Genomic DNA, 23,334 nt, shown 5'->3' on the forward strand with positions numbered 1-23,334 from the left:
TGAATATGTGAAGAGGCTCGCCAGCGTTATGACACCCGGCCATGACAGCAGGATGACACCATGATCCCCGGATCCTTTGCCCTGATCGACGATCCCCTGCTGGCGCTCAAGGTGCGCTGCCAATGGATCCGTCATGCCCGCGAGCGGATCCAGGCGCAGTACTACAGCTGGGAGGAGGACAGCAGCGGCAAGCTGCTGCTGAGCGAGCTACTCCACGCCGCCCGGCGCGGCGTCAAGGTGCAGCTGCTGGTGGATGATCTCTATGCCGGTGACAACCGCTTTCTGGAGATGGTGGCTCACTACCCGGGGATCGAGGTGCGGCTGTTCAACCCCTTCTGGCTGCGGGGCTGGCGCCCGCTGGCACTGCTGCTGGAGGGGTTGCTCAGCTTTCGCCGCATCAACCACCGGATGCACAACAAGCTGCTGCTGGTGGATGGCAAGCTGGCGCTGATCGGCGGGCGCAACATCGGCGATCGCTACTTCGGTCTGGATCCGCAAGCCCCCTTCGTGGATCTCGATCTCGCCTGTCAGGGGGGGCTGTGCCAGCAGATGGCGCAGGGGTTCGAGCAGTTCTGGCACAGCCGCTGGAGTCATCCCATCCGCCATCTGCTGCGCCGCGAGCTGCTGCCCGCCGAAATAGAGGTGGTCAACGACTTCCTGTTCACCATGACGGATCCGGCGGTGGCGACGGTCTACGATCTGCCCGCAGCGCTGTTCGACGAGAGCAATGTGCCGCTGCAGTGGCACGAGGGGCGGGCCGAGGTGTGGTTCGACCGTCCCGGCAAGGGGCTGATCTCCCGCCCCGCCACCGCCCGTCAGCTGTGGCGCCAGTTGGCTGACAATCCCGGCTCGCTGGGGTTGGTAACCCCTTACCTCATCCTTACCCGCGGGTTTCGGCACCGTCTGGCTCGGCTGCGCCAGCAGGGGGTCACCATCGACATTCTCACCAACTCGCTGGCCAGTACCGATGTGCCGCTGGTCTATGGCGCCTATCAGCGCTATCTCGGCTGGTTGCTGCGCCGCGGGATCCGGGTCGCCGAGTTCGCTCATGGCCACGGCAGCCTGCACGCCAAGCTGATCCTGCTGGGGCAGGAGCGGGCGCTGTTTGGTAGCCTCAACCTCGATCCCCGCTCGCTGTTTCTCAATACCGAACTGATGCTGCATCTGCACTGCCCGCCGATCTGCGAGGCGCTGCGAATGTGGTTGGCTCGCTGGCAGGAGCAGGCCGGTGGATCGCCGCGCAAACCCGAGGGGTGGTCAAGGCGGCTGATCGCCCGCCTGAGCGACTGGTTGCCACTGCGCCGCTGGCTATGAGGTGGCCACTTTTTGTGCGAGATCTCGCAAAGCCTTGTAAGCCATTGCAGACGGCCCTTGCGGGTGAATAACCACAGGTGAGTCTATCTAGCTGTTTTATAACAATTTAGTGGTGGTGATAAGGCTGTTTTTTTGTACTTGGATGTGAATGGAATGGGCATAAAAACGTTTTTTATTTTGTTTTTATGCGTAATATTTCAGTTGCAAGGACAAACATGGCGGCTTGTCTGCCGTGTGGACGAGGGTTGTTACGGGTAACTGGCCAGTTGCATCGCTGCAATTGGCGTGCACTTCAGATGGGTCGCGAACTATCGGAAAGTGAAACAGAGACCCGGCGTGGCCGGACTCCAATATGGAACATGCTATTTGCGAGGGGGTGACATGGACATGTCACCCCACTTTTTTTGGCCGCTCGCCACCGTTTACCTTTTCCCATGACTGCTGCTCATCGCAAGAGCCGCAGAGGGAAAGGCAATAAAAAGAGGGCCGCAATAGCGGCCCTCTTTCTCATTTGCTCAGTGGATTAACCGGCATTGATGCTGCGGCGATGCTGCAGCCAGACGATCACCCCGAACAGCAGGAAGCCCGGGATCCACATCCACTCCTTGGTCCAGCGCTCGGTCGGCGCCTTGACGGTGAGGATCTCCTGATCGAACTCCAGCCCCATGGTGGCGGCCGGGCTGCCAAAGGCGACGTTGTCGATCAGCGTCTTGCCATCCTGCTCATAGAGGCTCAGCCCCAGATTGGCCAGCCGCTCCTCGCCATCCGCGCCATCCGGTACGGCGATCAGCAGGGTAAACTTGCGCGGTTTGCCCACCGCATCTTCACCGAGGATCCGCAGCCGCAGGGTGCTCTCCGCTTCCACTTCGCCCATGGTTTGGGCCAGCTGGGCAGGCGGGGTCTCGCGATAGGGATCGTGCACCATGTCCATCCAGAAACCCGGGCGGAACAGGGTAAAGGCGACCAGCAGTAGCAGCACGCTCTCGTACCAGCGGCTCTTCACCAGGAACCAGCCCTGGGTGGCGGCGGCGAAGATCAGCATGGCGATGGTCGCCACGATGAAGATCAGCACCCCGTGGGCGAAGTCCACGTCGATCAGCAGCAGATCGGTGTTGAAGATAAACAGGAACGGCAGCGCCGCGGTACGCAGGCTGTAGTAGAAGGCGGTGATCCCGGTCTTGATGGGATCGCCCTTGGAGACGGCGGCTGCCGCGAAGGAGGCCAGTCCTACCGGCGGCGTCACATCCGCCATGATGCCGAAGTAGAAGACAAAGAGGTGCACCGCGATCAGCGGCACGATCAACCCGTTTTGTTGCCCCAGCGTCACTACCACCGGTGCCAGCAGGCTGGAGACAACGATGTAGTTGGCGGTGGTGGGCAGCCCCATGCCGAGGATCAGGCTCAGCAGGGCGGTGAGTAGCAGCATCAGCAGCAGGTTGCCCATGGAGAGGAACTCCACCAGATCCGCCAGCACCAGACCGACCCCGGTCTGGGAGACCGCACCCACGATAATCCCCGCGGTGGCGGTGGCAATGCCGATACCAATCATGTTGCGAGCACCGGCGACCAGCCCTTCCCGCAGATCCACCACGCCGTCCACGACGGTGCCGTAGTCGTGCTTGCCGTCCTGGCGCAGCCAGTTGAGCAGCGGGCGCTGGGTCAGCAGGATGATCACCAGCATCACGGTCCCCCAGAAGGCCGACAGCCCCGGCGAGAGGCGTTCCACCATCAGGCACCATACCAGTACCACCACCGGCAGCAGGAAGTGCAGGCCGGAGAGCAGCACGGCGCGGGTATTGGGCAGCTCGGTGAGCGGCTTGTCGGGATCTTCGGCAGGCAGTGGTTCATTGCTGGCGGCGATCTTCAACAGGGCCACATAGGTGGCAGCCAGCAGTACCGAGATCCCCGGCAGTGCGTAGTCACCCAGCGCAGGTTTGAGCCAGCCGAGGCCATAGTAGACCGCCAGTGACAGGCCGCTGATGAGGGCCGCGCCAAAGGCAAAGCCGGTCAGGCGGCGCAGCCAGGGTTTGGGTTGATGGTTGCCGATGGGCTGCATGCCCAGTTTTAGCGCCTCCAGATGGACGATGTAGAGCAGCGCTATGTAGGAGATGGCGGCAGGCAGGAAGGCGTGCTTGATGATCTCCACATAGGGGATGCCCACGTATTCGACCATCAGGAAAGCCGCAGCCCCCATCACAGGTGGCATGATCTGGCCGTTGACCGAGGAGGCCACTTCCACTGCCCCCGCTTTCTCTGAACTGAAGCCCACCTTCTTCATCATCGGGATGGTGAAGGTGCCGGTGGTCACCACGTTGGCAATCGACGAGCCGGAAATCAGACCGGTCAGGCCGGAGGCGACCACTGCTGCCTTGGCCGGGCCGCCGCGCAGGTGACCGAGCAGGCTGAAGGCGAGCTGGATAAAGTAGTGACCGGCACCGGCCCGCTCCAGCAGGGCGCCGAACAGCACGAACAGGAACACGAAGCTGGTGGAAACGCCAAGGGCAATACCAAACACCCCTTCGGTAGTGATCCACTGGTGGTTGGCCAGCGCGCTGAAGCTGACCCCACGGTGTGCCAGCAGTCCCGGCATCCAGGGGCCCGCCAGGCTGTAGACCAGAAAGACGATGGCGATGACCGCCAGTGCCGGCCCCAGGGCGCGGCGCGCCGCTTCCAGCAGCAGCGGAATGCCGATGCAGGCGGTCACCAGATCGGCGGTAGTGAGGGTGCCGGGCCGCAGCGCCAGCGCTTCATACATCACGAACAGGTAAGACGCGGCGCCAGCGGCGATCAGGCCGAGGGCGATATCACCGAGGGGTACCCGATCCCGCGGCGAGGAGCGAAATGCCGGGAACACCAGAAAAGCCAGCAACAGGGCAAAGGTGAGGTGAATGGAGCGGGTTTCGGTGTCATTGAGTACGCCAAACCCCACCATGAAGGGGAGTGGCGAGGCGATCCAGAGCTGGAACAAGGACCAGGCCAGCGCCAGCGTGGTGATGATCCAGCCCAGCGGGCCCAGCGGCAGGCGAGCACCCACGTCCTGGGCGATCAGTTCCTCGGTAGAGAGTTGTTTATCTTGCATAGGGTTAACTTGTGCCAACGAGTACAACAAGAGCGACACCCGCCCCCGCAATCAGGCGGCAGACGGGTGTCGAAGAGAGTGACAAAGGCCCTTGGGCCTTTAATCAGAGCCAGCCGCGCTCTTTGTAGTAGCGGGCAGCCCCTTCATGCAGCGGTGCAGAGAGACCTACCTTGATCATGTCGGCCTCTTTCAGGTCGGCAAAGGCAGGGTGCAGGCGCTTGAAGCGATCCAGGTTGTCGAACACCGATTTGACCAGCTGATAGACCACTTCCGGATCGGTCTTGGCGCTGGTGGAGAGCACCGCTTTGCCACCGATGGAGGGGGTCGGCTTGTCGCTGCCCTTGTAGAGGCCGCCCGGGATCTCGGCCTTGCTGTAGTAGCTCTTCTCGGCCAGCAACTTGTCGATGTCGGCGCCGGTCACCGGTACCAGTACTGCATCTGTGGTGGTGGAGGCTTCCTGAATGGCGCCGTTCGGGTGACCCACGAAGTAGCTCATAGCGTCGATGTTGTTGTCACCGAGGGCGGAGGCCTGTTCGGCCGGTTTCAGCTCGGAGACCAGACCGAAGTCACCCTTCTTCCAGCCTTTGACCGCCATTATCTCTTCCATGGTGTCACGCTGGCCGGAGCCCGGGTTACCGATGTTGACGCGCTTGCCTTTCAGATCGTCGAAGCTGGCGATCTTGGCATCGCGGCGAGCCAGGATGGTGAACACCTCGCTCTGCAGGGAGAAGACGGCGCGAATGTCATCCATGGCCCCTTCGGCCTGGAACGGCGGCAGCCCTTTCATCGCCTTGAACTGGTGGTCGGATTGCATGATGCCGAAGTTGAATTCGCCGCTACGGATGCCGTTGACGTTGGCAACACCACCGCCACTGGCCGGGGCATTGCACTTGATCTGGTGATCGGCGGCGCCGCGATTGAGGAAGCGGCAGATAGACTGGCCTGCGACATAGTAGACGCCGGTCTGACCGCCGGTGCCTATGGTCACGAAGCGCTCCTGCGCTTGTACCGGACCACCGAATGAGACACCGACCAGGGCCGCCGACAGGGCACACGCCAAAGTTAATCCTTTCATTTTTTCTCCCTTTTCTTTGATTTTGTTTATCCGATCCCCGGATAAATTGATGGCAATGCCGTTCTGCGCCGGGTATGCCGATGGGGCCTCATACGAGGAATGGTCAGGCTGTTACCCCCTTCCAAAAAAAGTCACCATCATCCTGCGGTGAGATAACCGGCGTCCTGCCAGCAGAAGATAATTTGGCCGCTGAGGGGCCAAATAAAAAGTAATAACGACTTCGATTAAGCATATGGCACCAACATAAATCAAACAAAACGGCAAAAATGCAGCGTTAAATATCGAAAAGTTTGATGTCGGTCATTAATTTATTGATTGAGGATTAATTTTGCGAGCAGGGAGGGGGTCTTATGCGGCCCTTGCGTGACAAGGGCCGGGATCATGACGGATCAGTTGGCCGGGGTGGCCAGATCCAGGATAAAGGCGTATTCCAGCGCGATATCCTCGTAGGCTTTGAAGCGGCCCGACTTGCCGCCGTGGCCGGCATCCATGTCGGTGTTCAGTAACAACTTGTTATCATCCGTCTTCAACTCGCGCAGCTTGGCGACCCACTTGGCGGGCTCCCAATATTGCACCTGGGAGTCGTGCAGCCCGGTGGTGACCAGCAGGTTGGGGTAGGCTTGCGCCTTCACCTGATCGTAGGGGCTGTAGCTCTTCATGTAGTCGTAGTAGCGCTTCTGGTTCGGGTTGCCCCACTCGTCATACTCCCCGGTGGTGAGGGGAATGGACTCGTCCAGCATGGTGGTGACCACATCGACGAACGGCACCTGCGCCACCACGCCGCGATAGAGTTCGGGCGCCTGATTGATGACGGCCCCCATCAGCAGACCACCGGCGCTGCCGCCGATGGCGTAGACCTGATCCCTGGCACCGTAGCCTTGCTCCACCAGCGCCTTGGTGACATCGATGAAGTCATTGAAGGTGTTCTGCTTTTTCAGCAACTTGCCATCTTCGTACCAGTGACGGCCCAGCTCTTCACCACCCCGAATATGGGCGATAGCGTAGACGAAGCCGCGATCCAGCAGGCTCAGGCGCGAGCTGCTGAAGTCGGGATCCATGCTGGCGCCGTAGGAGCCGTAGCCATAGACCAGCAGCGGATTCTTGGGCGCATCGGCCTGCTCTTTCTTGAACTTGTCTTTGCGATAGACCAGCGACACCGGCACCGATACACCGTCGCGGGCGGTCACCCAGAGTCGCTCGCTGGCGTACTGGTCGGCCTTGAAGCCTGCCACCGGCTGCTGCTTGAGCAGGGTGCGCTTGCCGCTCGCCATATCCAGCTCATAGGTGGAGGCGGGGGTGGTCATGGAGGAGTAGCCATAGCGCAGGGCGCTGGTATCCGGCTCCGGGTTGTAGGCGAGCCAAGTGACATAGGCGGGATCGTCGAAGGCGATCTCCTTCTCGTCACCGCTCTGCCAGTTGATCTGGCGCAGTCGGGTCAGCCCCTTGCTGCGCTCTTCCAGTACCAGCCAATCCTTGAACAGGGCGTAGCTCTCCAGCAGCACGTCCGGATTGGGGGCAATCACCGCCTTCCAGCGATCGACCGGGCTCTCCTTGGTCTCGTAGAGGCCGAAGTTCTTGCCGTCCTTGTTGGAGCGCACATAGAAGCGGCCGCGGTAGTGATCCAGGCTGTATTCGTGATCCATCTGACGGGGCAGGAACAGGCGGGGGGCGTGCTCCGGCTGGTTGGCATCGATCAGCCGTGCTTCGCCGGTAGTTGTGCTGGAGAGGGCGATGACGATGAAATCTTCCGAAGTGGTGGCGTAGAGGCTGACGTAGAAGGAGTCATCCTTCTCCTCGTAAACCAGCTTGTCCGTGGCCGGATCCGTCCCGAGCGTATGGCGATAGACCTGATACGGAAGCAGGGTCTGCGGGTGCTTGCGCACATAGAAGACGGTCTTGTTGTCGTTGGCCCACACCAGATTGCCGGAGGTATTTTCCAGTTTGTCGGTGGCCCACTGGCCGCTCTCCAGATCGAGGAACTGGATCTGGTACTGACGACGGGAGAGGAAATCTTCCGCTACCGCCAGCCAGCGGTTGTTGCGGCTCACCTCAAGGGCGCCTAGGGCATAGAACTCGTGCCCCTCAGCCCGCAGGTTGCTGTCGAGCAGCAGGCTTGCCTGCTCTTCCCCGAGCTTGGTGCGTGAATAGATCCCGTACTCCTTGCCCGGCTCATAGCGGGTCTGGTAGCGGTAGCCATTTTTCACATAGGGCACCGACTCATCCTGCTGGGGGATGCGGGCCACCATCTCCTTGTAAAGCTGTTCGCGCAGGGGCTGGGTCGGCTTGAGCATGGCCTCGGTATAGGCGTTCTCGGCCTCCAGGTATTGCAATACTTCCGGCGCCTGACGCTGGTCGTCGCGCAGCCAGTAGTAGTTGTCGATGCGGGTATCCCCGTGCTTTTTCAGGGTGCGGGGATGTTTGGCGGCCACGGGCGGCTGGATTGGATGTTCGCTTGTCAGCATGGCGGGCTCTTCATTGGCATAAGTGGGAGGGAGAACTGTCAGAAAGGCTAGCAGCAGAACTCCTCGGGAAAAGGTAAACATGTCGCATCCTTGGCGCTGGAAAGGGTTGGTAGACCTGAGCATCGGCTCCATGAATTGGCGTTAAATCTGCCCCTTGTTGCCGGTCGTTGCAAGCAATCCCTTGTTATTGCAGGAAATGTAATCAAAAAAGCCGCTATCTCGCGATAGCGGCCCTCTTTCTGGCCATGAGCGGCAAGCGTCCGCTCAGGTGTGCCTCACATGATATGGGAGTGCCCTCTCATGACCAGTTTTCGTCAGCCGGGGTAGCTCGACCAGCGGTTGGTCGCGCCCTCTTTGCTGATACTCAGTACCTCATAGGGATGGCCCGGAATATCCATGCCCGGCGCACTCTGGGGCATGCCCGGAATGGTCAGGCCGCGGATCGCCGGTTTTTCCCTGAGCAGCTTCTGCACATCGGCGGCCGGTACATGCCCCTCGATCACATAGCCGTTCACGATTCCGGTATGGCAAGAGGCCAGTTCCGGCGCGATACCGTATTGCTGCTTCACTGCGCCGAGTTGCTCGGTCTCGATGACCTCCAGTTCGAAGCCATTCTGCTCCATGTGCTCGTTCCAGCTCTGGCAGCAGCCACAATATTTTGATTTGTAGACGGTCATCTTCTCAGCCGCGAGGGCCGAAAAGCTGACGGTACCGGCCAGCATGGCCAGTAACAGGGGTTTGTACATTACTCACCTCAGATTCAAGAAAAGTTGCCCGATACGGGATGGCAGTCAGATCTGAGTGCGAGGGGGGCGTTCGAGCCGCTCGCTCGGGGCGTCCGGCATAAAGAGAGAGGGAGAGGCGAAGTCGGGGCTATCCGGTTCCAGCACGGCGACCGTCTGGCTGTCGCTGCCCACCAGCGTCATCGAGAGGGCGGTGGTAAAGCTGCCGCAGGGCATCGCTTTTTCCAGGGTGCGCTCGCTCTGGCTGCAGTGGGTGGTCAGGGTACAGAGGTCGGTTGCGGCCCGGCTGCCAAACGACATCAACACCAGCACCAGACTCCACAAGGGGAGCCAGCGACGGGCGTGAGCGAGTTGGCGACGGGTGAGAACCATGGAATGACTCGAAAATAACAAGGGGCACATGGTAACCCTGTGCCCCGGGGGAGGGTCAAGCCCTCCCCATGGTGTCAGTCAGCCCAGATTAAGGTTGCTGACGGGTCGCCGCCAGCACGATCTCGCGCACGCAGACGTTGGCAGGTTGGTTCCAAGCGTAGAGCACGGCATCGGCGATCACTTCCGGCGCAATGACGCCGCCCATCTGATCTTTCCAGTCGTGGTAACCGGCCTTGATGCTCTCGTCAGTGGTGTGGCTGAGCAGCTCGGTCTCGACCGCACCCGGAGCAATGGTCACCATCCGCACGCCGACATCGGCCACCTCTTCCCGGATGTTCTCGGTCAGGGCGTGCACGGCGAACTTGGTAGCGCAGTAGGCGGCATGGTTCGGGAAGGTCTTGCGACCGGCGATGGAGCTGATGTTGATGATGGTGCCACTGCGGCGCTCCTTCATGCCTGCCAGCACTGCGTGGACGCCATTCAGCACCCCCATCACGTTGATGTTGAGCATCTGCTGCCACTCGGCCGGGTCCTGCACATCGGCCTGACCCAGCAGCATGACGCCTGCGTTGTTGACCATGCAGCCGACCGGACCGAATTGGGCTTCTGCCTGCTGGACGGCGGCCTTCATGGCGGCGGTGTCGGTCACATCGACCCCGATGCAGAGGGTATCGGGCAGGTTCAGTGCTTGCATCGGCTCGACCCGGCGGGCCAGCAGCAACAGCGGATGACCGGCAGCAGAGAAGGCACGGGCGATGGCGGCACCGATCCCGGCGGAGGCGCCGGTGATCACGACGAGAGATTTGGACATGGGTCTTTCCTTCTGATTCAAGAGTCGGTTTGAGCAAACGGGTGGCTGGCCAGCACGGAACCCAATCACTATAGTCACTGTATCTATAAGTGATAAATATTGTTTTCCGCTGGTTATCATCTGAAAAAACTATGGTTGGTTTATGCTGGACTTGAGATTGCTGCGTTTCTTCATCGCCATCTATGAAGAGAAGAACATCACGGCGGCGGCCGAACGTTGCCACGTCAGCCAGCCCTCCCTCTCGGCGGGACTGCGCCAGCTGGAAGAGGCGCTCGGTGACAGCCTGTTTATCCGGGGCAAGAAGGGGGTGGTGGCGAAAGATCCGGCCCACTATCTCTATCCCCACGCGGTCAAGCTGGTGGAGGAGGCGCGCCGCTTGCCGGAGCTGTTTCGCCAGAAAGCAACGCGCGCGAGGCTCAATATCGCCATCATGCCGGACTTGAGTCGCCGCCGGGTGGCCGGGCTGCTGCAGCAAGTACAGCGCGTGTTGCCGCAGCTGGATCTCACCCTCTCCGACTACACCACGCCCGCCGACTGCCGCTTGACGCTGGATGCCCTGCGCCGGGAGGACGAAATCTTCCTGCCGCTGTGGGAGGAGGATTACGTGCTCTGCGTACCGGTCGACCATCCCCTGGCCAGTCGCGGGAGGATCGAACTGGCCGAGCTGCAACATTATGATTTTATTGAGTGCCCGCCCTGCGAAGCCCATCAGCAGACCATAGGCCTGCTGGCCTGTGACCGGCTTACCCTCAATCTGGTGGCCAAGGCCGAAAGCAAGGGGTTGGTGATGGCGCTGGTGCTGGCGGGGGTTGGCATCAGTTTTCTGCCGGATGGTCTGGTGGAGGATGAGGCTGGGCTCTGTACCCTGCCGGTGAGCGGGCCGCGGATGTTTCGCCGGATCGGCCTCTGCTATCCCGCCCACCAGACCCTCAATCCGGCGTTGCGGGAACTGATCCCCGAGTTGGCAGGTTATGGCGCTTCCTGATAAGGTCGCTCTCCTGTGCACCTTTACGATGCAGCTCTCCAGACTCCCCTTTTCTGTTTACCGCGCCTTGCACCGCAAGGCTTTGTTCGGGTGATGTGGTCATGAAACGCATTCTGGTAATTTTTTCCCATCCCGCGCTGCAGAGCTCGCGGGCCAACAAGCAGCTGTTGCAGGCGATTGAGGGGCTGGAGGGGGTCACGGTTCACGACCTCTACCAGCACTATCCCGACATGTTTATCGATGTGAAGCGGGAGCAGGCGCTGCTCTCCAAGCACGACATCATCGTCTTTCAGCACCCGTTTTACTGGTACTCCTGTCCGGCCATCATGAAAGAGTGGATGGATCTGGTGCTGGAGTATGGCTACGCCTACGGCCCCGAAGCCCACGCCCTCAAGGGCAAGCAGTGGCTGAGCGCCATCACCACCGGCGGTGCGCCGGAGTCCTATTGCAGCGAGGGTTACAACAGCCGACCGCTGCTCGATTTTCTGCTGCCATTTCAGCAGGCTACCACCTTGTGCGGCATGAACTGGCTGCCCCCTTTCGTGCTGCACTCCTTTCACAAGATCAAGGATCCCGCCGCTCTGCGCCGCTGTGGGCAGGATTACCGCCAGCTGCTCTGCGCCCTGCGTGATGATCAGCTGACCCCGGAGCAACTGGCCGGGCGTCCGTATCTGCGCGACTTGCTGGAGGCGCTCTGATGAAACACGGGCAGCTTGTTGGCCGAGCTTATAAGCAGGGTCAGACGTTCAAACGGAGGGCTGACTGATGGGCCACGGGATCCTGTTTGATGCGTTTATCTACCTCTCCGCCGCCGTTATCGCGGTACCGCTGGCCAAACGCTGGGGACTGGGTTCGGTACTCGGTTATCTGCTGGCGGGGATCATCATTGGCCCCTTTCTGCTGGGGCTGGTGGGCGAACAGAAGGATGTGATGCACTTCGCCGAGTTTGGCGTGGTGCTGATGCTGTTTCTGGTCGGTCTTGAATTGCGTCCGGCGCTCTTGTGGCAATTGAAAGGGCCGATCCTCGGCACCGGAGGTCTGCAGGTGCTGCTGACCACGGCGGCGCTGACCGGCGTGGCGCACCTGATCGGCCTGCCGCTGCAACAGGGGCTGGCCATCGGCCTCATTCTGGCGCTCTCCTCCACCGCCATCGTTCTACAGAGCCTGCAGGAGCGCAAGCTGATGCAGAGCGAGAGCGGCCGCTCCGCCTTCGCCGTGCTGCTGTTTCAGGATATTGCAGTGATTCCGATCCTGGCGCTGCTGCCGCTGCTAGCCATGGCGCCGGTCGCCAGCAATGGCGGCTCCGAGCTGGCGGGTTGGCAACATGGCCTGCTGGTGGTCGCGGCGATCTCCGGCATAGTGCTGGGCGGCCACTACCTGATGCGGCCGGTGTTTCGCGCCATCGCCCAGTCCCATATGCGGGAGATCTTCGTCGCCGCCGCCCTGCTGCTGGTGATCGCCATCGCGGTGCTGATGGAGTCGGTGGGGCTCTCGCCTGCTCTCGGCTCCTTCCTCGCCGGTGTGGTGCTGGCCGACAGCGAATATCGCCACGAGCTGGAGGCGGACATAGAGCCGTTCAAGGGCTTGCTGCTCGGTCTGTTCTTCATGTCGGTCGGGGCGGGGATCGATTTTGGCCTGTTTGCCGAGCACCCCTTCCTCATCCCGACGCTGGTGGTTGGGCTGATGGCGCTCAAATGGCTGGTGCTGATGGCGCTCGGCTTTGCCATCCGCATCTCGCCGAGCCAACGCTGGACCTTTGCGCTGGCGCTCGCACAGGGCGGTGAGTTTGCCTTCGTGCTCTTCTCGTTTGCCGCCCAGAACCGGGTGCTGCCCGGCGAGACCATCTCGCTGCTGACGCTGGTGGTGGCGCTCTCGATGGCGCTCACCCCGCTGCTGCTGATCCTCAACGATCGGGTGATCCAGCCCTGGTTCGATTACCGTAACCAGAGCGACGCACCGCAGCATGAGCAACCTGAGCTGGTGGAGCATCCGGTGATCATCGCGGGCTTCGGCCGCTTCGGTCAGATCGTGGGGCGTCTGCTGCATGGTCACGGTATCGGCACCACCATCCTCGAGCAGGATGCCAGCCAGATAGAGACCCTGCGCAAGTATGGCTATCAGGTATTCTATGGCGATGCCAGCCGGATCGATCTGCTCCATGCCGCAGGGGCACACAAGGCGAAGTTGCTGGTGCTCTCCATCAACGATCCTGCTACCTCGCTGGCGGTGATCGAGATGGTGCAGAAACACTTCCCGCACCTGAAGATCCTGGCGCGAGCGCTGGATCGACCCCATGCCCACGAGATCCTGCGCCACGGGGTCGAGAGCGTGCACCGGGAAACCCTCGGCTCGGCGGTCGATCTGGGGGTGGAAGCCCTGACCCAGCTCGGTTTTCGGGCCAACCAGGCCTGGCGGGCGGGCCAGACCTTCAAGCAGCACGATAACTGGCTGTTGCGCGAGCAGGTCAATTATCTCGATGACGAACACACTTATATCAACAAGAGCCTGCAATACCGGGAGATCCTCTCCGATCTGTTGCAAGACGACGAGGAGGGGCAGGAGCGTATCCATGCCCACAACTGGAACAGCGGGCTACCCGACGACGACAAGGAAGCAAAATGATTGCCTATTACCCCATGTTCAAACACCTGCATATGACGCTGGCGCTGGTCAGTCTGCTACTCTTTATCTATCGTTGGAGTCTTGCGCTGGCTGGCAGCGCGCGGTTGCAGCAGAAGTGGCTGAAGATCCTGCCTCATATCAACGACACCTTCCTGCTGCTGTTTGGTGTGCTGCTGGCGGTGACCCTGCAGATGAGCCCGGGCCAACAACCCTGGCTAATGGCCAAGCTGATCGCGCTGGTGGTTTACATCGGCCTCGGCGTCATAGCGCTCAAGCGCCCTGCGCGCGGTCAGAAGCTGGTGGCCGGCCTCGCTGCCCTGACGGTATTCGGCTACATGGTCGGTGCGGCCATCACCAAGTCGGCCTGGTCGTGGCTGATGTGAGCAAAAGGGGAGTGTTATGCTTTGCGTTGAAGTTATATTTTAAAAAAAACAATTTATTGGAGTTTTATGTTGACATCGAATCTCGGCAAAGAGCTTTCATTTAAGATTTTCTGAGTTAAATTCAGTCTCCAGTGGGTCCATTTTTTGCTTTTATTGTCCCTTTAAATCAATAGTTTAGTTTATTTTGTATGAAAATGGCGACAGTTGTCGCAGTAAAACTTACGACACATATTGTCGCAAGTAACGACTAGCATACAGTCAACGCTAAACCAGTGAAGGCAAGCACCATGAGCAAGAAGCTGTTACGACAACTGACCTTGGCGCGTTGCATCCCGCACCGCCCTTACAAGCTGACCGCCAGCCAACTCCAGGTAAAACTGGAGGAGGAAGGCATCCACGTCAGTCTGCGTACCGTGCAACGGGACCTGGAGGAGATGTCCGGCATGGGACTGTTCGACCTCACCTCGGACGAGCGCAGCAAACCCCATGGCTGGTGCTTCGAGCGCCACGGTCTTAACGACTTTGCCAACATCATGCCGCTCTCGCTGGCGGTGGCCCTGAAAACCTGGAGTGATCAGGCGAGCCAACTGTTGCCGGCGAGTGTACTGACCGAATTGAACCCGCTGGTCGACAAGGCCAGTCAGGTGATCCGCGACAGCCAGAGTGAACTGGCCGAACGCTGGCTGGAGAGCGTGCACCAGTCGCCACGCCCGTTTGCCGGCAACCCGGAGATCCGCCGTAGCACCCTGATCCGCGATGCGCTCTGGCGTGGTCGCAAGTTCAGTGCCGAGATCCAGCGCGTGATCAAAGAGCGCACCGTGTGGCTCTGCTATGACCGCATCAATCCGCTCGGCATTCTCAATCAGCCTGATGGTCCGATCCTGCTCTGCACCCTCTCCGAGCTGGATCCCAAGGTCTACGGCATCCCGTTTGACCATATCAAGAGCGTGGAACTGACCAACTTCAGCGCTACCCAGCCGAAGGATTTCAATATCCAGAAGCTGATCCGCGATCAGGGCTATCAGGATGTGAGCGGCCCTATCCGCTTTGTCGGCCGGATCGATGCCAACAGCCAGTCACTGGTGGATAACCAGATACCCGGCAACAATCCGCGTATGACCCGCTATGACAAGCGCAGCGTGGTGGTGGAGACGGAAGTGCAGGACACCCCGGAGTTTCGCAGCTGGTTGAACAACATCAGCGGCGAGCTGGAGGTGCTGGCGCCGGAATCGCTGCGCAAGGCCTATCTCAATCCGGCCAACCGCTTGAGCTGATAAAAACTTGAGCTGATAAAAAATAGGAACGTTGCAGAGTCGAGCCTGGTCTCGGCTCTTTTTTTGCGGTTTTTTTAAGCATAATTATTCAACTAATTTTTAAGTCTTAACGACCGGGTTGAACCGTTTTCCTGCCCCGTTATGGGGGGCGAAACCCGTGTAAGAGATCTGCCATAGCCACTGTAAGAGGCTGGCGCTTTGAACCGTACGCGAAGCCATGCCAGAATGATCCAACTTTCCTGTGAAACTAAATAACCGACTGATATTAAAGGGTTAGTTTTTAATTTTGTTTTTTAAATGGAAGCAGCATCGGATCTTTCTCATCGGATGGCTCTTGTTCGAGGGGTACATTTCCTTAGTATGGGTCTCACAAGGACGGAGCTGGTCCGGCAGGATGCAGGGCAGCGCATAAAGATGGAATAGTCCGCAGGATGTGGACAAGGGACACCTCAGGATGAGCTCGATAATCAGGATGATTATCGTCACGGATGAATAAAGGAACACCGCGGGACGCGGCAGGACACTCTCGGGATGAGAGCAGAACGAATGGAATCTCGTTCTTCAGGATGAACAGGACCTCGCCGGATGCGAGAGGAATACTTCAGGATGAAGTGAGATAACCCGGATGGTTATCTATCAGGAAGACGCAAGGAACCCCACAGGACGTGGTAATGGACACCTCCAGGATGGAGACAGGGAAGCAGTTCAGGATGAATTGCCAGGCCAGGAACGCCGCAGGACACGCCAACGGATTGGAAAGGGGATATTCCAAAGGATTAGGATAACGTCAGGGATTGCAGGGAGCATTGCAGTTCTACGGACAGAACGACACGACTCTAGGGGACGGCTACCGCCGTCCCCTTTTCTTTTTATGGTTTGCCGGAGAGATTGCCACGCTGGGCGGCGTTGACGATCTCTTGCAGGCGCCGACGAATGTCAGCCATGCCAAACACGCCAAATATCAGCACAGTGACAAACTCGGTTTTGGTGACTGCGAAGTAGCGTTTGCAAGCTGCCTTTATCATGCTGGCCTGTAGCCAGTGGAATAGGGCGACAATCACGCCGCAGACTGGCAGAAAGCCGTTGAGTCTGCCGGGCAGCGGAGTAATCAGGCTCAGCAGCACGCCAAACCAGAAGAACAGTACCAGCCCCATCGCCAACAGATTAAAGACCCGCTTCATTGTTTACCTCCCGCAGATAGAGTTGATAACAGACCTGACCGGCTTGTTTGTCTTTGAGTAGTTGCCAGCTGGCCGGCAACGGCAGATCGGACATCTCTTTTTCCCGTTCCAGATAGATCAGGGCATCCGCTGCCAGCCAGCCGCGTTGTTCCAGCAGCTCGCAAACTTGCGGCAGCAGCTCGCGGCGAAACGGCGGATCGAGGAACACCAGATCAAACGGCGTCGCCGGGCCTTGCAGCCAGCTCACTGCATCTGACTGGATCACTTGACCCTGATTGCTGCCGAGGGCGGTCAGGTTCTTCTTGATCTGGTCGGCGGCCCCTTTGTCCATCTCGATCAGGGTCACCTGCTCGGCATAGCGCGACAGCGCCTCCAGTCCGAGTCCGCCGCTACCGGCAAACAGATCCAGGCAGCGGGTGCCACGAATGTGGGGAGCCAGCCAGTTGAAGATGGTCTCCTTGACGCGATCCGTGGTGGGTCTGAGCCCCTCCACATCCTTGACCGGCAATTTGCGGCCTCGCCACTGGCCGCTGATGATTCTTACAAAGCCCGATTTTCCTTGCGGGGCGGGACTCTTGCTCGGTTTGCTACGGCTGGATTTCACTCTGGGCATCGCGTTTCATCGTCAGAAAATAAAGTGGTAGTATAAGGCGGTTCATTTTTATGCCGACCCGCCCTGGGACGGCTATCTTAGCAGTCAGCCTTTGATGTGAGTATTTTTAGATGGCAAAAGGTTTGTTTTCCTGGCTGGGTTTCGGCCGCAAGAAAGAAGAGGCTGAGGCTGTCCAACCACAGACACCCCAAGCCACCCCCGTTACCGTTGAGCCCGAGGTCGCTGCTACCCCTGCTCCTGTTTCCGATAGTACGCCGGCTGTGGCCCCCGAAGTGCCTGCCAGCGCAAAGAATACTGTTTTGCAAGATGATTGCTGCTTGCCGACCGAGCTGGACGACCAGGGCCCGCTGGTGGTGGAGGAGTGCGCCTCCGATCTGGAGCCGGTGATCGTCAACGAAGCGCTGCTCGCCGAAGAGGAACGTGCAGCCGCAGAGGCGCAAGCTGCCGAAGCCGCTCGTATTGCGGCAGAAGCGCAAGCTGCCGAAATTGCCCGCATTGCCGCAGAAGCTCAGGCTGCGGAAGAGGCTCGTATTGCTGCCGAAGCTCGCGCCGCAGAAGAGGCCCGTCTTGCAGCCGAAGCCCGCGCTGCGGAAGAGGCTCGCATCGCTGCCGAAGCCCGCGCCGTAGAAGAAGCGCGTATTGCCGCTGAAGCTCAGGCTGCAGAAGAGGCTCGCATTGCTGCCGAAGCCCGCGCTGCGCAAGAGGCCCGTATCGCCGCCGAAGCCCGTGTTGCGGAAGAGGCTCGTATTGCCGCTGAAGCCCGTGCTGCGCAAGAGGCTCGTATTGCCGCTGAAGCTCAAGCTGCGGAAGAAGCCCGTATCGCCAAAGAGGCCCAGCGAGCGGAAGATCTGCGTCTGGTCGCCGCGATGGAGGCTGAGGCTGCTGCACTGGCGGCTCTGCCGCTGGCTGCCAAGGTGGACGACGACACCCAGGACAAGCCGCAGCGGGAGGGCTTCTTTGCTCGCCTCAAGCGCAGTCTGGTGCGCACCAAGGAGAATATCGGCTCCGGTTTCTTCGGCCTGTTCCGTGGCAAGAAGATCGATGATGAGTTGTTTGAAGAGCTGGAAACCCAGCTGCTGACCGCCGATCTCGGCGTGGATACTACCAGTCGCATCATCGAGGGACTGGTACAGCACGCGGATCGCAAGCAGTTGAAGGATGCCGAGGCGCTCTACGGTTTGCTCAAGCAGGACATGGGTGAGATGCTGGCCAAGGTCGAGCAGCCGCTGGTGATCGACACCAGCAAGAAGCCTTACGTGATCCTGATGGTCGGCGTGAACGGTGTCGGCAAGACCACCACCATCGGCAAGCTGGCCAAGCAGTTCCAGGCCGAAGGCAAGAGCGTGATGCTGGCGGCGGGTGACACCTTCCGTGCCGCTGCGGTCGAGCAGTTGCAGGTTTGGGGTCAGCGCAACAATATTCCGGTGATCGCCCAGCATACCGGTGCCGACTCCGCTTCCGTGATTTATGACGCCATCGAGGCTGCCCGCTCCCGCGGCGCCGATGTGTTGATTGCCGACACCGCCGGTCGCCTGCAAAACAAGAGCAACCTGATGGAAGAGCTCAAGAAAGTGGTGCGGGTGATGAAGAAGCTGGATGAAGAGGCCCCCCACGAGATCATGCTGACTCTGGACGCTGGCACCGGCCAGAATGCGTTGAGCCAGGCCAAGCTGTTCAGCGAGGCGGTGGGTTTGACCGGCATCACCCTCACCAAGCTGGATGGCACTGCCAAGGGCGGCGTTATCTTCGCGGTGGCCGACAAGTTCCAGATCCCGATCCGCTATATCGGGGTGGGCGAGGGGATCGACGATCTGCGTCCCTTCGTTGCCAACGACTTCATCGAGGCGCTCTTTAGCCGCGATGAATAAGTCCGGCCGCGATGAGTCAGCTCAGCCGTGATGAGTAAGTGTTCCATGCCCCGACTCCGGTCGGGGCTTGTCAATTTCAGGGAACCGTTATGATTCGTTTTGACAAGGTCAGCAAGGTATATAGCGGCGGCCATCAGGCGCTGCAAAAGGTCAGCTTTCACCTGCGCAAGGGGGAGATGGCCTTTTTGACCGGGCACTCGGGGGCGGGCAAGAGTACCCTCCTCAAACTGATCAGCGTGATGGAGCGCCCGACCGATGGTCGCGTCTTCTTTCATGGCGACGATGTCAGTCATATCCAGCGCAGCCAGATCCCCTATGTTCGCCGCCAGATCGGGATGATTTTTCAGGATCACCGGCTGTTGATGGACCGTACCGTGTTCGACAATGTCGCGTTGCCGCTGGTGATCGACGGCTACAGCCATGCGGACATCAACAAGCGGGTGGCGGCGGCACTCGACAAGGTGGGGTTGCTCGGCAAGGAGCGCTACCAGCCGCGTATGCTCTCCGGTGGTGAACAGCAGCGGGTCGGCATCGCCCGCGCCATCGTCAACAAGCCGCCGCTGCTGCTGGCGGATGAGCCGACTGGTAACCTGGATCCTCAGCTATCCATGGATATCATGCGGCTATTTCAGGAGTTCAACAATTTTGGGGTCTCGGTGCTGATTGCCACCCACGATCTGGGGCTGATCGCCCGCATGCGCTATCGCACCCTGACCCTCAAGGCGGGTCGCATGTATTCGGCCGGGGAGGAGCTCTGATGGCTATCGTTCGTCACAAACAACCGCCGCTGCGCCGTCTGATGATGTATGGGGTTGACCATGTGCGGCAGGCGTTTGCCAGTCTCGGGGAGCTGTGGCGCAATCCGCTCGCCTCCCTGATGACGCTGGCGGTACTCGGCGTCAGTCTGGCGCTGCCCTCCTGTTTCCACGTGCTGCTGAAAAACGCCGAGGTGGTGGAGGGGAGCTGGCAAACCAGCTCCCAGATCTCCCTCTATCTGCGCAAGGATCTGCCGGAGCAGAGCATTCTCGATCTGCAGCACCGCATCCTGCTCTATCCCGAGGTGGACTCTGTCACCTACCTGAGCCGTGACGATGCGTTGCGGGAGTTTCGCGAGATCTCCGGCTTCGGCGATGCGCTCGATTATCTGGACAGCAACCCGCTGCCGCCGGTGCTGAGCGTCATCCCGGATCCGCGCTGGCAGAACCCGGAAGGGGCCGCCGAGTTGCTCGGCAAGCTCAACAATGAGGATGGGGTCGAACAGGGCAAGCTGGATCTGCAGTGGCTGACCCGATTGCAGGGGATCATGAACCTGCTGCGCCACACCATTACCGGTATCGCGGTGCTGCTGCTCTCGGCTGTGTTGCTGATCGTCGGCAATACCCTGCGTCTCAACATCCTTAACCAGCGTTCCGAGATCGAAGTGCTCAAGCTGGTGGGGGCGACCGACTCCTTTATTCATCGCCCTTTCCTCTATACCGGTATCTGGTTCGGGGTGATCGGCGGTATGTTGGCCTGGTGGCTGACCGAAGTGATGGTGATCTGGAGCGAAGGGGTGGTGAAGGAGCTGGCGGGCTTGTATAACAGTAACTTCCGGCTGGTCGGCATGGGGGCGGTAGACGGGATCAACCTGATCTTGCTGGGGGCCCTGCTGGGGCTGATTGCCTCCTGGTTTTCGGTCTATCGCCACATTCGTGACATCGAACCATCTTGATTGATTTATCATCAAAGTAAATCGCTGGATTTTGCGAAGCGGATCAAGTAAAAGAGGGGCCGTTTCTGGCTTGGCCTCCATAGTCAGAGCTGCGTATTCTGAATTACAATGATCTTTCGGATCTTCACTAGATCCAGTGAACCTTCTGATTTACAAGCAGTCTATTAAAGCTGAAGCATTTATACGGGTGTGGCCCCTCTGCCTTGCTCGTCTGACTTGGCAAGCATGTGAAGGTTGCGAGCTCCGCAACAATGGACTTAGCATGCTACTTTTCGGGGGTCCTTTATTGTGGCCCCCTTTTTTTGACTGTTCATTCATGATTCATCCTGCCGGCATAAGATGACCCCGGTTCAAACATGCTCTGCATGTTTGAGGTAGGCCGCAGAATGGCGTCCGGTCAGTAGACAGGCCCTCTCAGGGTGTTAGACTGATTCGATTGAAAAGTAAGAGGTAGAACATGGGAACTTCATTGCAGCGCACTATGGCTCTGATTCCGCAAGGTAGTCTGGAAGGCTATATCCAGGCAGTAAACTCTATTCCGGTGCTGAGCGCAGAGGAAGAGCGTGAACTGGCTGAGCGTTTGCAGCAGGATGGCGATCTTGAGGCTGCCCGCCAGCTGGTTATGTCGCACCTGCGCTTTGTCGTTCATGTCGCCAAGAGTTATGCCGGTTACGGCCTGCCTCAGGCCGATCTGGTACAGGAAGGCAACATCGGCCTGATGAAGGCGGTCAAGCGCTTCGACCCGACGGTCGGCGTGCGTCTGGTCTCCTTCGCCGTACACTGGATCAAGGCCGAAATCCACGAATATGTATTGCGCAACTGGCGCATGGTCAAGGTGGCGACCACCAAGGCCCAGCGCAAGCTCTTCTTCAACCTGCGTAAATCCAAGAAGCGTCTGGGCTGGCTGAACCACGAAGAGGTTCAGGCCGTGGCGGCCGATCTCGGCGTCTCCGCAAGCGATGTGACCGAGATGGAAGCGCGGATGGCCAACTACGATCAGGCGTTCGATCTGGTGGGTGACGATGAAGAAGAGGGCGGTTTCGCACCGGTTCACTATCTGGAGGACAAATCCTCCGATCTGGCCGCGACCATCGAGAATGACAACTGGGACGATCACGCGACCCGTCGCCTAAGCTCGGCCCTCGCCACCCTGGACGAGCGCAGCCAGCACATCATCCGCGCCCGCTGGCTCGATGATGACAGCAAGACCACTCTGCAGGAGCTGGCCGATACTTACGGCGTCTCTGCCGAGCGCGTGCGTCAGCTTGAGAAGAACGCACTCAAGAAGCTGAAAGATGCCATGGAAGCCTGATGCTTCCTCTCATAAAAACAGGGCCTGATGGCCCTGTTTTTGTTTCGCAAGGATCTGGTCGGCCTTGCTTTGGTTACCCTTGAGTGTGTTATGTTGCCGCCACTGCCACATGAGGGAGAGCAGAAGTGAAACTGTTGAACGACCTGTTTACCAACAATCGTGAGTGGGCCGAACGGATCAAGGCCGAAGATCCTGCCTTCTTTGCCACCCTTTCTGCCCAGCAGGCCCCCGAATACCTCTGGATCGGTTGTTCCGACAGCCGGGTCCCCGCCAACCAGCTGATGGGCTTGCTGCCGGGGGATGTCTTCGTCCACCGCAACGTCGCCAACCTGGTGGTGCACACCGATTTCAACTGCCTCTCGGTGCTGCAATACGCGGTTGAGGTGCTCAAGGTGAAGCACATCATCATCTGTGGCCACTATGGCTGCGGTGGCGTCAAGGCGGCGATGCAGAACCAGGAGCTGGGGCTCATCGACAACTGGCTGCGCAACATCAAGGATGTCTACTTCAAGTATCGCGAACAGCTGGATGCCATCGAAGATGAGCACGAGCGCTTCGACTACCTGTGCGAGCTGAACGTGGCCGAGCAGGTTGCCAACGTCTGCCACACCACCATCATCCAGAATGCCTGGCGCAAGGGGCAGGAGCTGGCGGTGCATGGCTGGATCTACGGGATCAAGGATGGCTTGCTGCACGATCTCGATCTCTGCATCAGCGGGCCGGATCAGATCCCTGACGTCTATCGCGCCTGGCCGGACATGCGTCCGCCCCACCGTCGGCGCTAGGGAGCTTCATGGTGGCGCCAGCTCTCTATCTGCAGATCAAACAGCACATTCTGGACGGGATCCGCGAACGCCACTATCAGGCGGGGGACAGGATCCCGACCGAAGCGGCACTGTGTGAGCAGTTCACTGTGAGCCGGATGACGGTCAATCGGGCGCTGCGGGAACTGGTGGCGGAAGGGTGGCTGGTGCGTACCGCCGGTTCCGGCAGCTTCGTGGCGGACCGGCGTACCGAGTCGCCGCTGCTGGCTATTCGCAATATTGCCGACGAGATTGCCGAGCGGGGCAGCGAATACAGTGCCCGGGTGATCCGGCTGCAGCGACTGGCCGCCGACGAGAAGGTGGCGGTACAGCTGGGGCTGCGGGTCGGTGCCCCCATCTTTCACAGCCTGATCGTCCATCAGGCCGATGGGGAGCCGTTGCAGTTGGAGGAGCGCTTCGTCGATGCCGGGCGCCTGCCGGGCTATGGCGAGCAGGATTTCACCCTGCAAACTCCCAACCGCTATCTGATGGATGTCTGCCCTCTCTCCGAGATGGAGCACGTGGTGGAAGCCGTGCTGCCCAGCGCCGGTGAGGCAGGATTGTTGCAGATCCGCGTAGATTCCCCCTGCCTGTTGTTGCACCGGCGTACCTGGTCGGAGGGGCATCTGGTCTCCTACGCCCGTTTGCTCTCTCCCGGTTCTCGCTACAAGCTCAGCTCCAAGACTCACTTGGAATAAATGTATATACAATTCGGTTTTGCAAAGC

The 23,334-nt window shown here is 59.6% G+C and carries 20 protein-coding genes; 12 read left to right on the forward strand and 8 right to left on the reverse strand.

Annotated elements, in window-relative coordinates:
- Positions 1-60: 60 nt before the first annotated feature.
- Positions 61-1,314 (forward strand): phospholipase D family protein, encoded by a 1,254-nt coding sequence (locus tag NMD14_02070; GenBank protein XEI33277.1) that lies wholly within the window; start codon positions 61-63, stop codon positions 1,312-1,314.
- 523 nt (positions 1,315-1,837) lie between these two features.
- Here the strand turns inward: NMD14_02070 and NMD14_02075 are convergent.
- The 6 genes from NMD14_02075 to NMD14_02100 form a co-directional block, all read right to left on the reverse strand.
- Positions 1,838-4,393, reverse strand: a complete 2,556-nt coding sequence (locus tag NMD14_02075) for a TRAP transporter permease (protein ID XEI33278.1) — start codon at positions 4,391-4,393, stop codon at positions 1,838-1,840.
- Positions 4,394-4,496: 103 nt separating this feature from the next.
- Positions 4,497-5,468 carry a TAXI family TRAP transporter solute-binding subunit gene (locus NMD14_02080; GenBank protein XEI33279.1) on the reverse strand — a complete coding sequence of 324 codons (972 nt, stop codon included), beginning with the start codon at positions 5,466-5,468 and terminating at the stop codon, positions 4,497-4,499.
- Positions 5,469-5,857: 389 nt separating this feature from the next.
- A complete protein-coding gene (locus NMD14_02085) occupies positions 5,858-8,011 on the reverse strand; it encodes a S9 family peptidase (GenBank protein XEI33280.1) in 2,154 nt (717 codons plus the stop codon).
- A 233-nt stretch (positions 8,012-8,244) separates the two neighbouring features.
- A complete protein-coding gene (locus NMD14_02090) occupies positions 8,245-8,676 on the reverse strand; it encodes a DUF411 domain-containing protein (protein ID XEI33281.1) in 432 nt (143 codons plus the stop codon).
- 45 nt (positions 8,677-8,721) lie between these two features.
- Positions 8,722-9,045: a hypothetical protein gene (locus tag NMD14_02095; GenBank protein ID XEI33282.1), complete on the reverse strand. Its 324-nt coding sequence runs from the start codon at positions 9,043-9,045 to the stop codon at positions 8,722-8,724.
- An 88-nt stretch (positions 9,046-9,133) separates the two neighbouring features.
- Positions 9,134-9,856, reverse strand: coding sequence for an SDR family oxidoreductase (locus NMD14_02100; GenBank protein XEI33283.1), 723 nt, complete (start codon positions 9,854-9,856; stop codon positions 9,134-9,136).
- 142 nt (positions 9,857-9,998) lie between these two features.
- Between NMD14_02100 and NMD14_02105 the strand changes: the two genes are divergently transcribed.
- The 5 genes from NMD14_02105 (at position 9,999) to NMD14_02125 (ending at position 15,120) form a co-directional block, all read left to right on the forward strand.
- Entirely contained in the window at positions 9,999-10,841 is an 843-nt protein-coding gene (locus NMD14_02105; GenBank protein XEI33284.1) for a LysR family transcriptional regulator, read from the forward strand.
- Positions 10,842-10,942: 101 nt separating this feature from the next.
- Complete coding sequence (locus tag NMD14_02110; protein ID XEI33285.1) at positions 10,943-11,539, forward strand: NAD(P)H-dependent oxidoreductase; 597 nt, start codon at positions 10,943-10,945, stop codon at positions 11,537-11,539.
- Positions 11,540-11,606: 67 nt separating this feature from the next.
- Positions 11,607-13,463, forward strand: coding sequence for a monovalent cation:proton antiporter-2 (CPA2) family protein (locus NMD14_02115; protein ID XEI33286.1), 1,857 nt, complete (start codon positions 11,607-11,609; stop codon positions 13,461-13,463).
- Complete coding sequence (locus NMD14_02120) at positions 13,460-13,846, forward strand: SirB2 family protein (GenBank protein ID XEI33287.1); 387 nt, start codon at positions 13,460-13,462, stop codon at positions 13,844-13,846. The genes NMD14_02115 and NMD14_02120 overlap by 4 nt, the downstream gene beginning before the upstream one ends.
- A 287-nt stretch (positions 13,847-14,133) precedes the next feature.
- A complete protein-coding gene (locus NMD14_02125) occupies positions 14,134-15,120 on the forward strand; it encodes a WYL domain-containing protein (protein XEI33288.1) in 987 nt (328 codons plus the stop codon).
- A gap of 869 nt (positions 15,121-15,989) precedes the next feature.
- Here the strand turns inward: NMD14_02125 and NMD14_02130 are convergent.
- A complete protein-coding gene (locus NMD14_02130; GenBank protein XEI33289.1) occupies positions 15,990-16,301 on the reverse strand; it encodes a DUF1145 domain-containing protein in 312 nt (103 codons plus the stop codon).
- On the reverse strand, positions 16,285-16,914 hold the full coding sequence (rsmD, locus tag NMD14_02135; GenBank protein ID XEI33290.1) for a 16S rRNA (guanine(966)-N(2))-methyltransferase RsmD: 630 nt from the start codon (positions 16,912-16,914) through the stop codon (positions 16,285-16,287). Before rsmD ends, NMD14_02130 begins: the two co-directional genes overlap by 17 nt.
- 110 nt (positions 16,915-17,024) lie before the next feature.
- Here rsmD and ftsY point away from each other — a divergent pair, with 110 nt between their 5' ends.
- The 6 genes from ftsY to hutC all read left to right on the forward strand — a co-directional run bounded on the left by ftsY (position 17,025) and on the right by hutC (position 23,306).
- On the forward strand, positions 17,025-18,782 hold the full coding sequence (gene ftsY / locus NMD14_02140) for a signal recognition particle-docking protein FtsY (GenBank protein XEI33291.1): 1,758 nt from the start codon (positions 17,025-17,027) through the stop codon (positions 18,780-18,782).
- Positions 18,783-18,871: 89 nt separating this feature from the next.
- Positions 18,872-19,540: a cell division ATP-binding protein FtsE gene (gene ftsE / locus NMD14_02145; protein ID XEI33292.1), complete on the forward strand. Its 669-nt coding sequence runs from the start codon at positions 18,872-18,874 to the stop codon at positions 19,538-19,540.
- Positions 19,540-20,493 carry a permease-like cell division protein FtsX gene (gene ftsX, locus NMD14_02150; protein XEI33293.1) on the forward strand — a complete coding sequence of 318 codons (954 nt, stop codon included), beginning with the start codon at positions 19,540-19,542 and terminating at the stop codon, positions 20,491-20,493. The genes ftsE and ftsX overlap by 1 nt, the downstream gene beginning before the upstream one ends.
- A gap of 457 nt (positions 20,494-20,950) precedes the next feature.
- A complete protein-coding gene (gene rpoH / locus NMD14_02155; GenBank protein ID XEI33294.1) occupies positions 20,951-21,805 on the forward strand; it encodes an RNA polymerase sigma factor RpoH in 855 nt (284 codons plus the stop codon).
- Positions 21,806-21,930: 125 nt separating this feature from the next.
- Positions 21,931-22,590 (forward strand): carbonate dehydratase, encoded by a 660-nt coding sequence (can, locus tag NMD14_02160; GenBank protein ID XEI33295.1) that lies wholly within the window; start codon positions 21,931-21,933, stop codon positions 22,588-22,590.
- Positions 22,591-22,601: 11 nt separating this feature from the next.
- Complete coding sequence (gene hutC, locus NMD14_02165; protein ID XEI34698.1) at positions 22,602-23,306, forward strand: histidine utilization repressor; 705 nt, start codon at positions 22,602-22,604, stop codon at positions 23,304-23,306.
- Positions 23,307-23,334: the final 28 nt, after the last annotated feature.

This window comes from Aeromonas veronii, assembly GCA_041319085.1.
GTDB lineage: Bacteria > Pseudomonadota > Gammaproteobacteria > Enterobacterales > Aeromonadaceae > Aeromonas > Aeromonas veronii_F.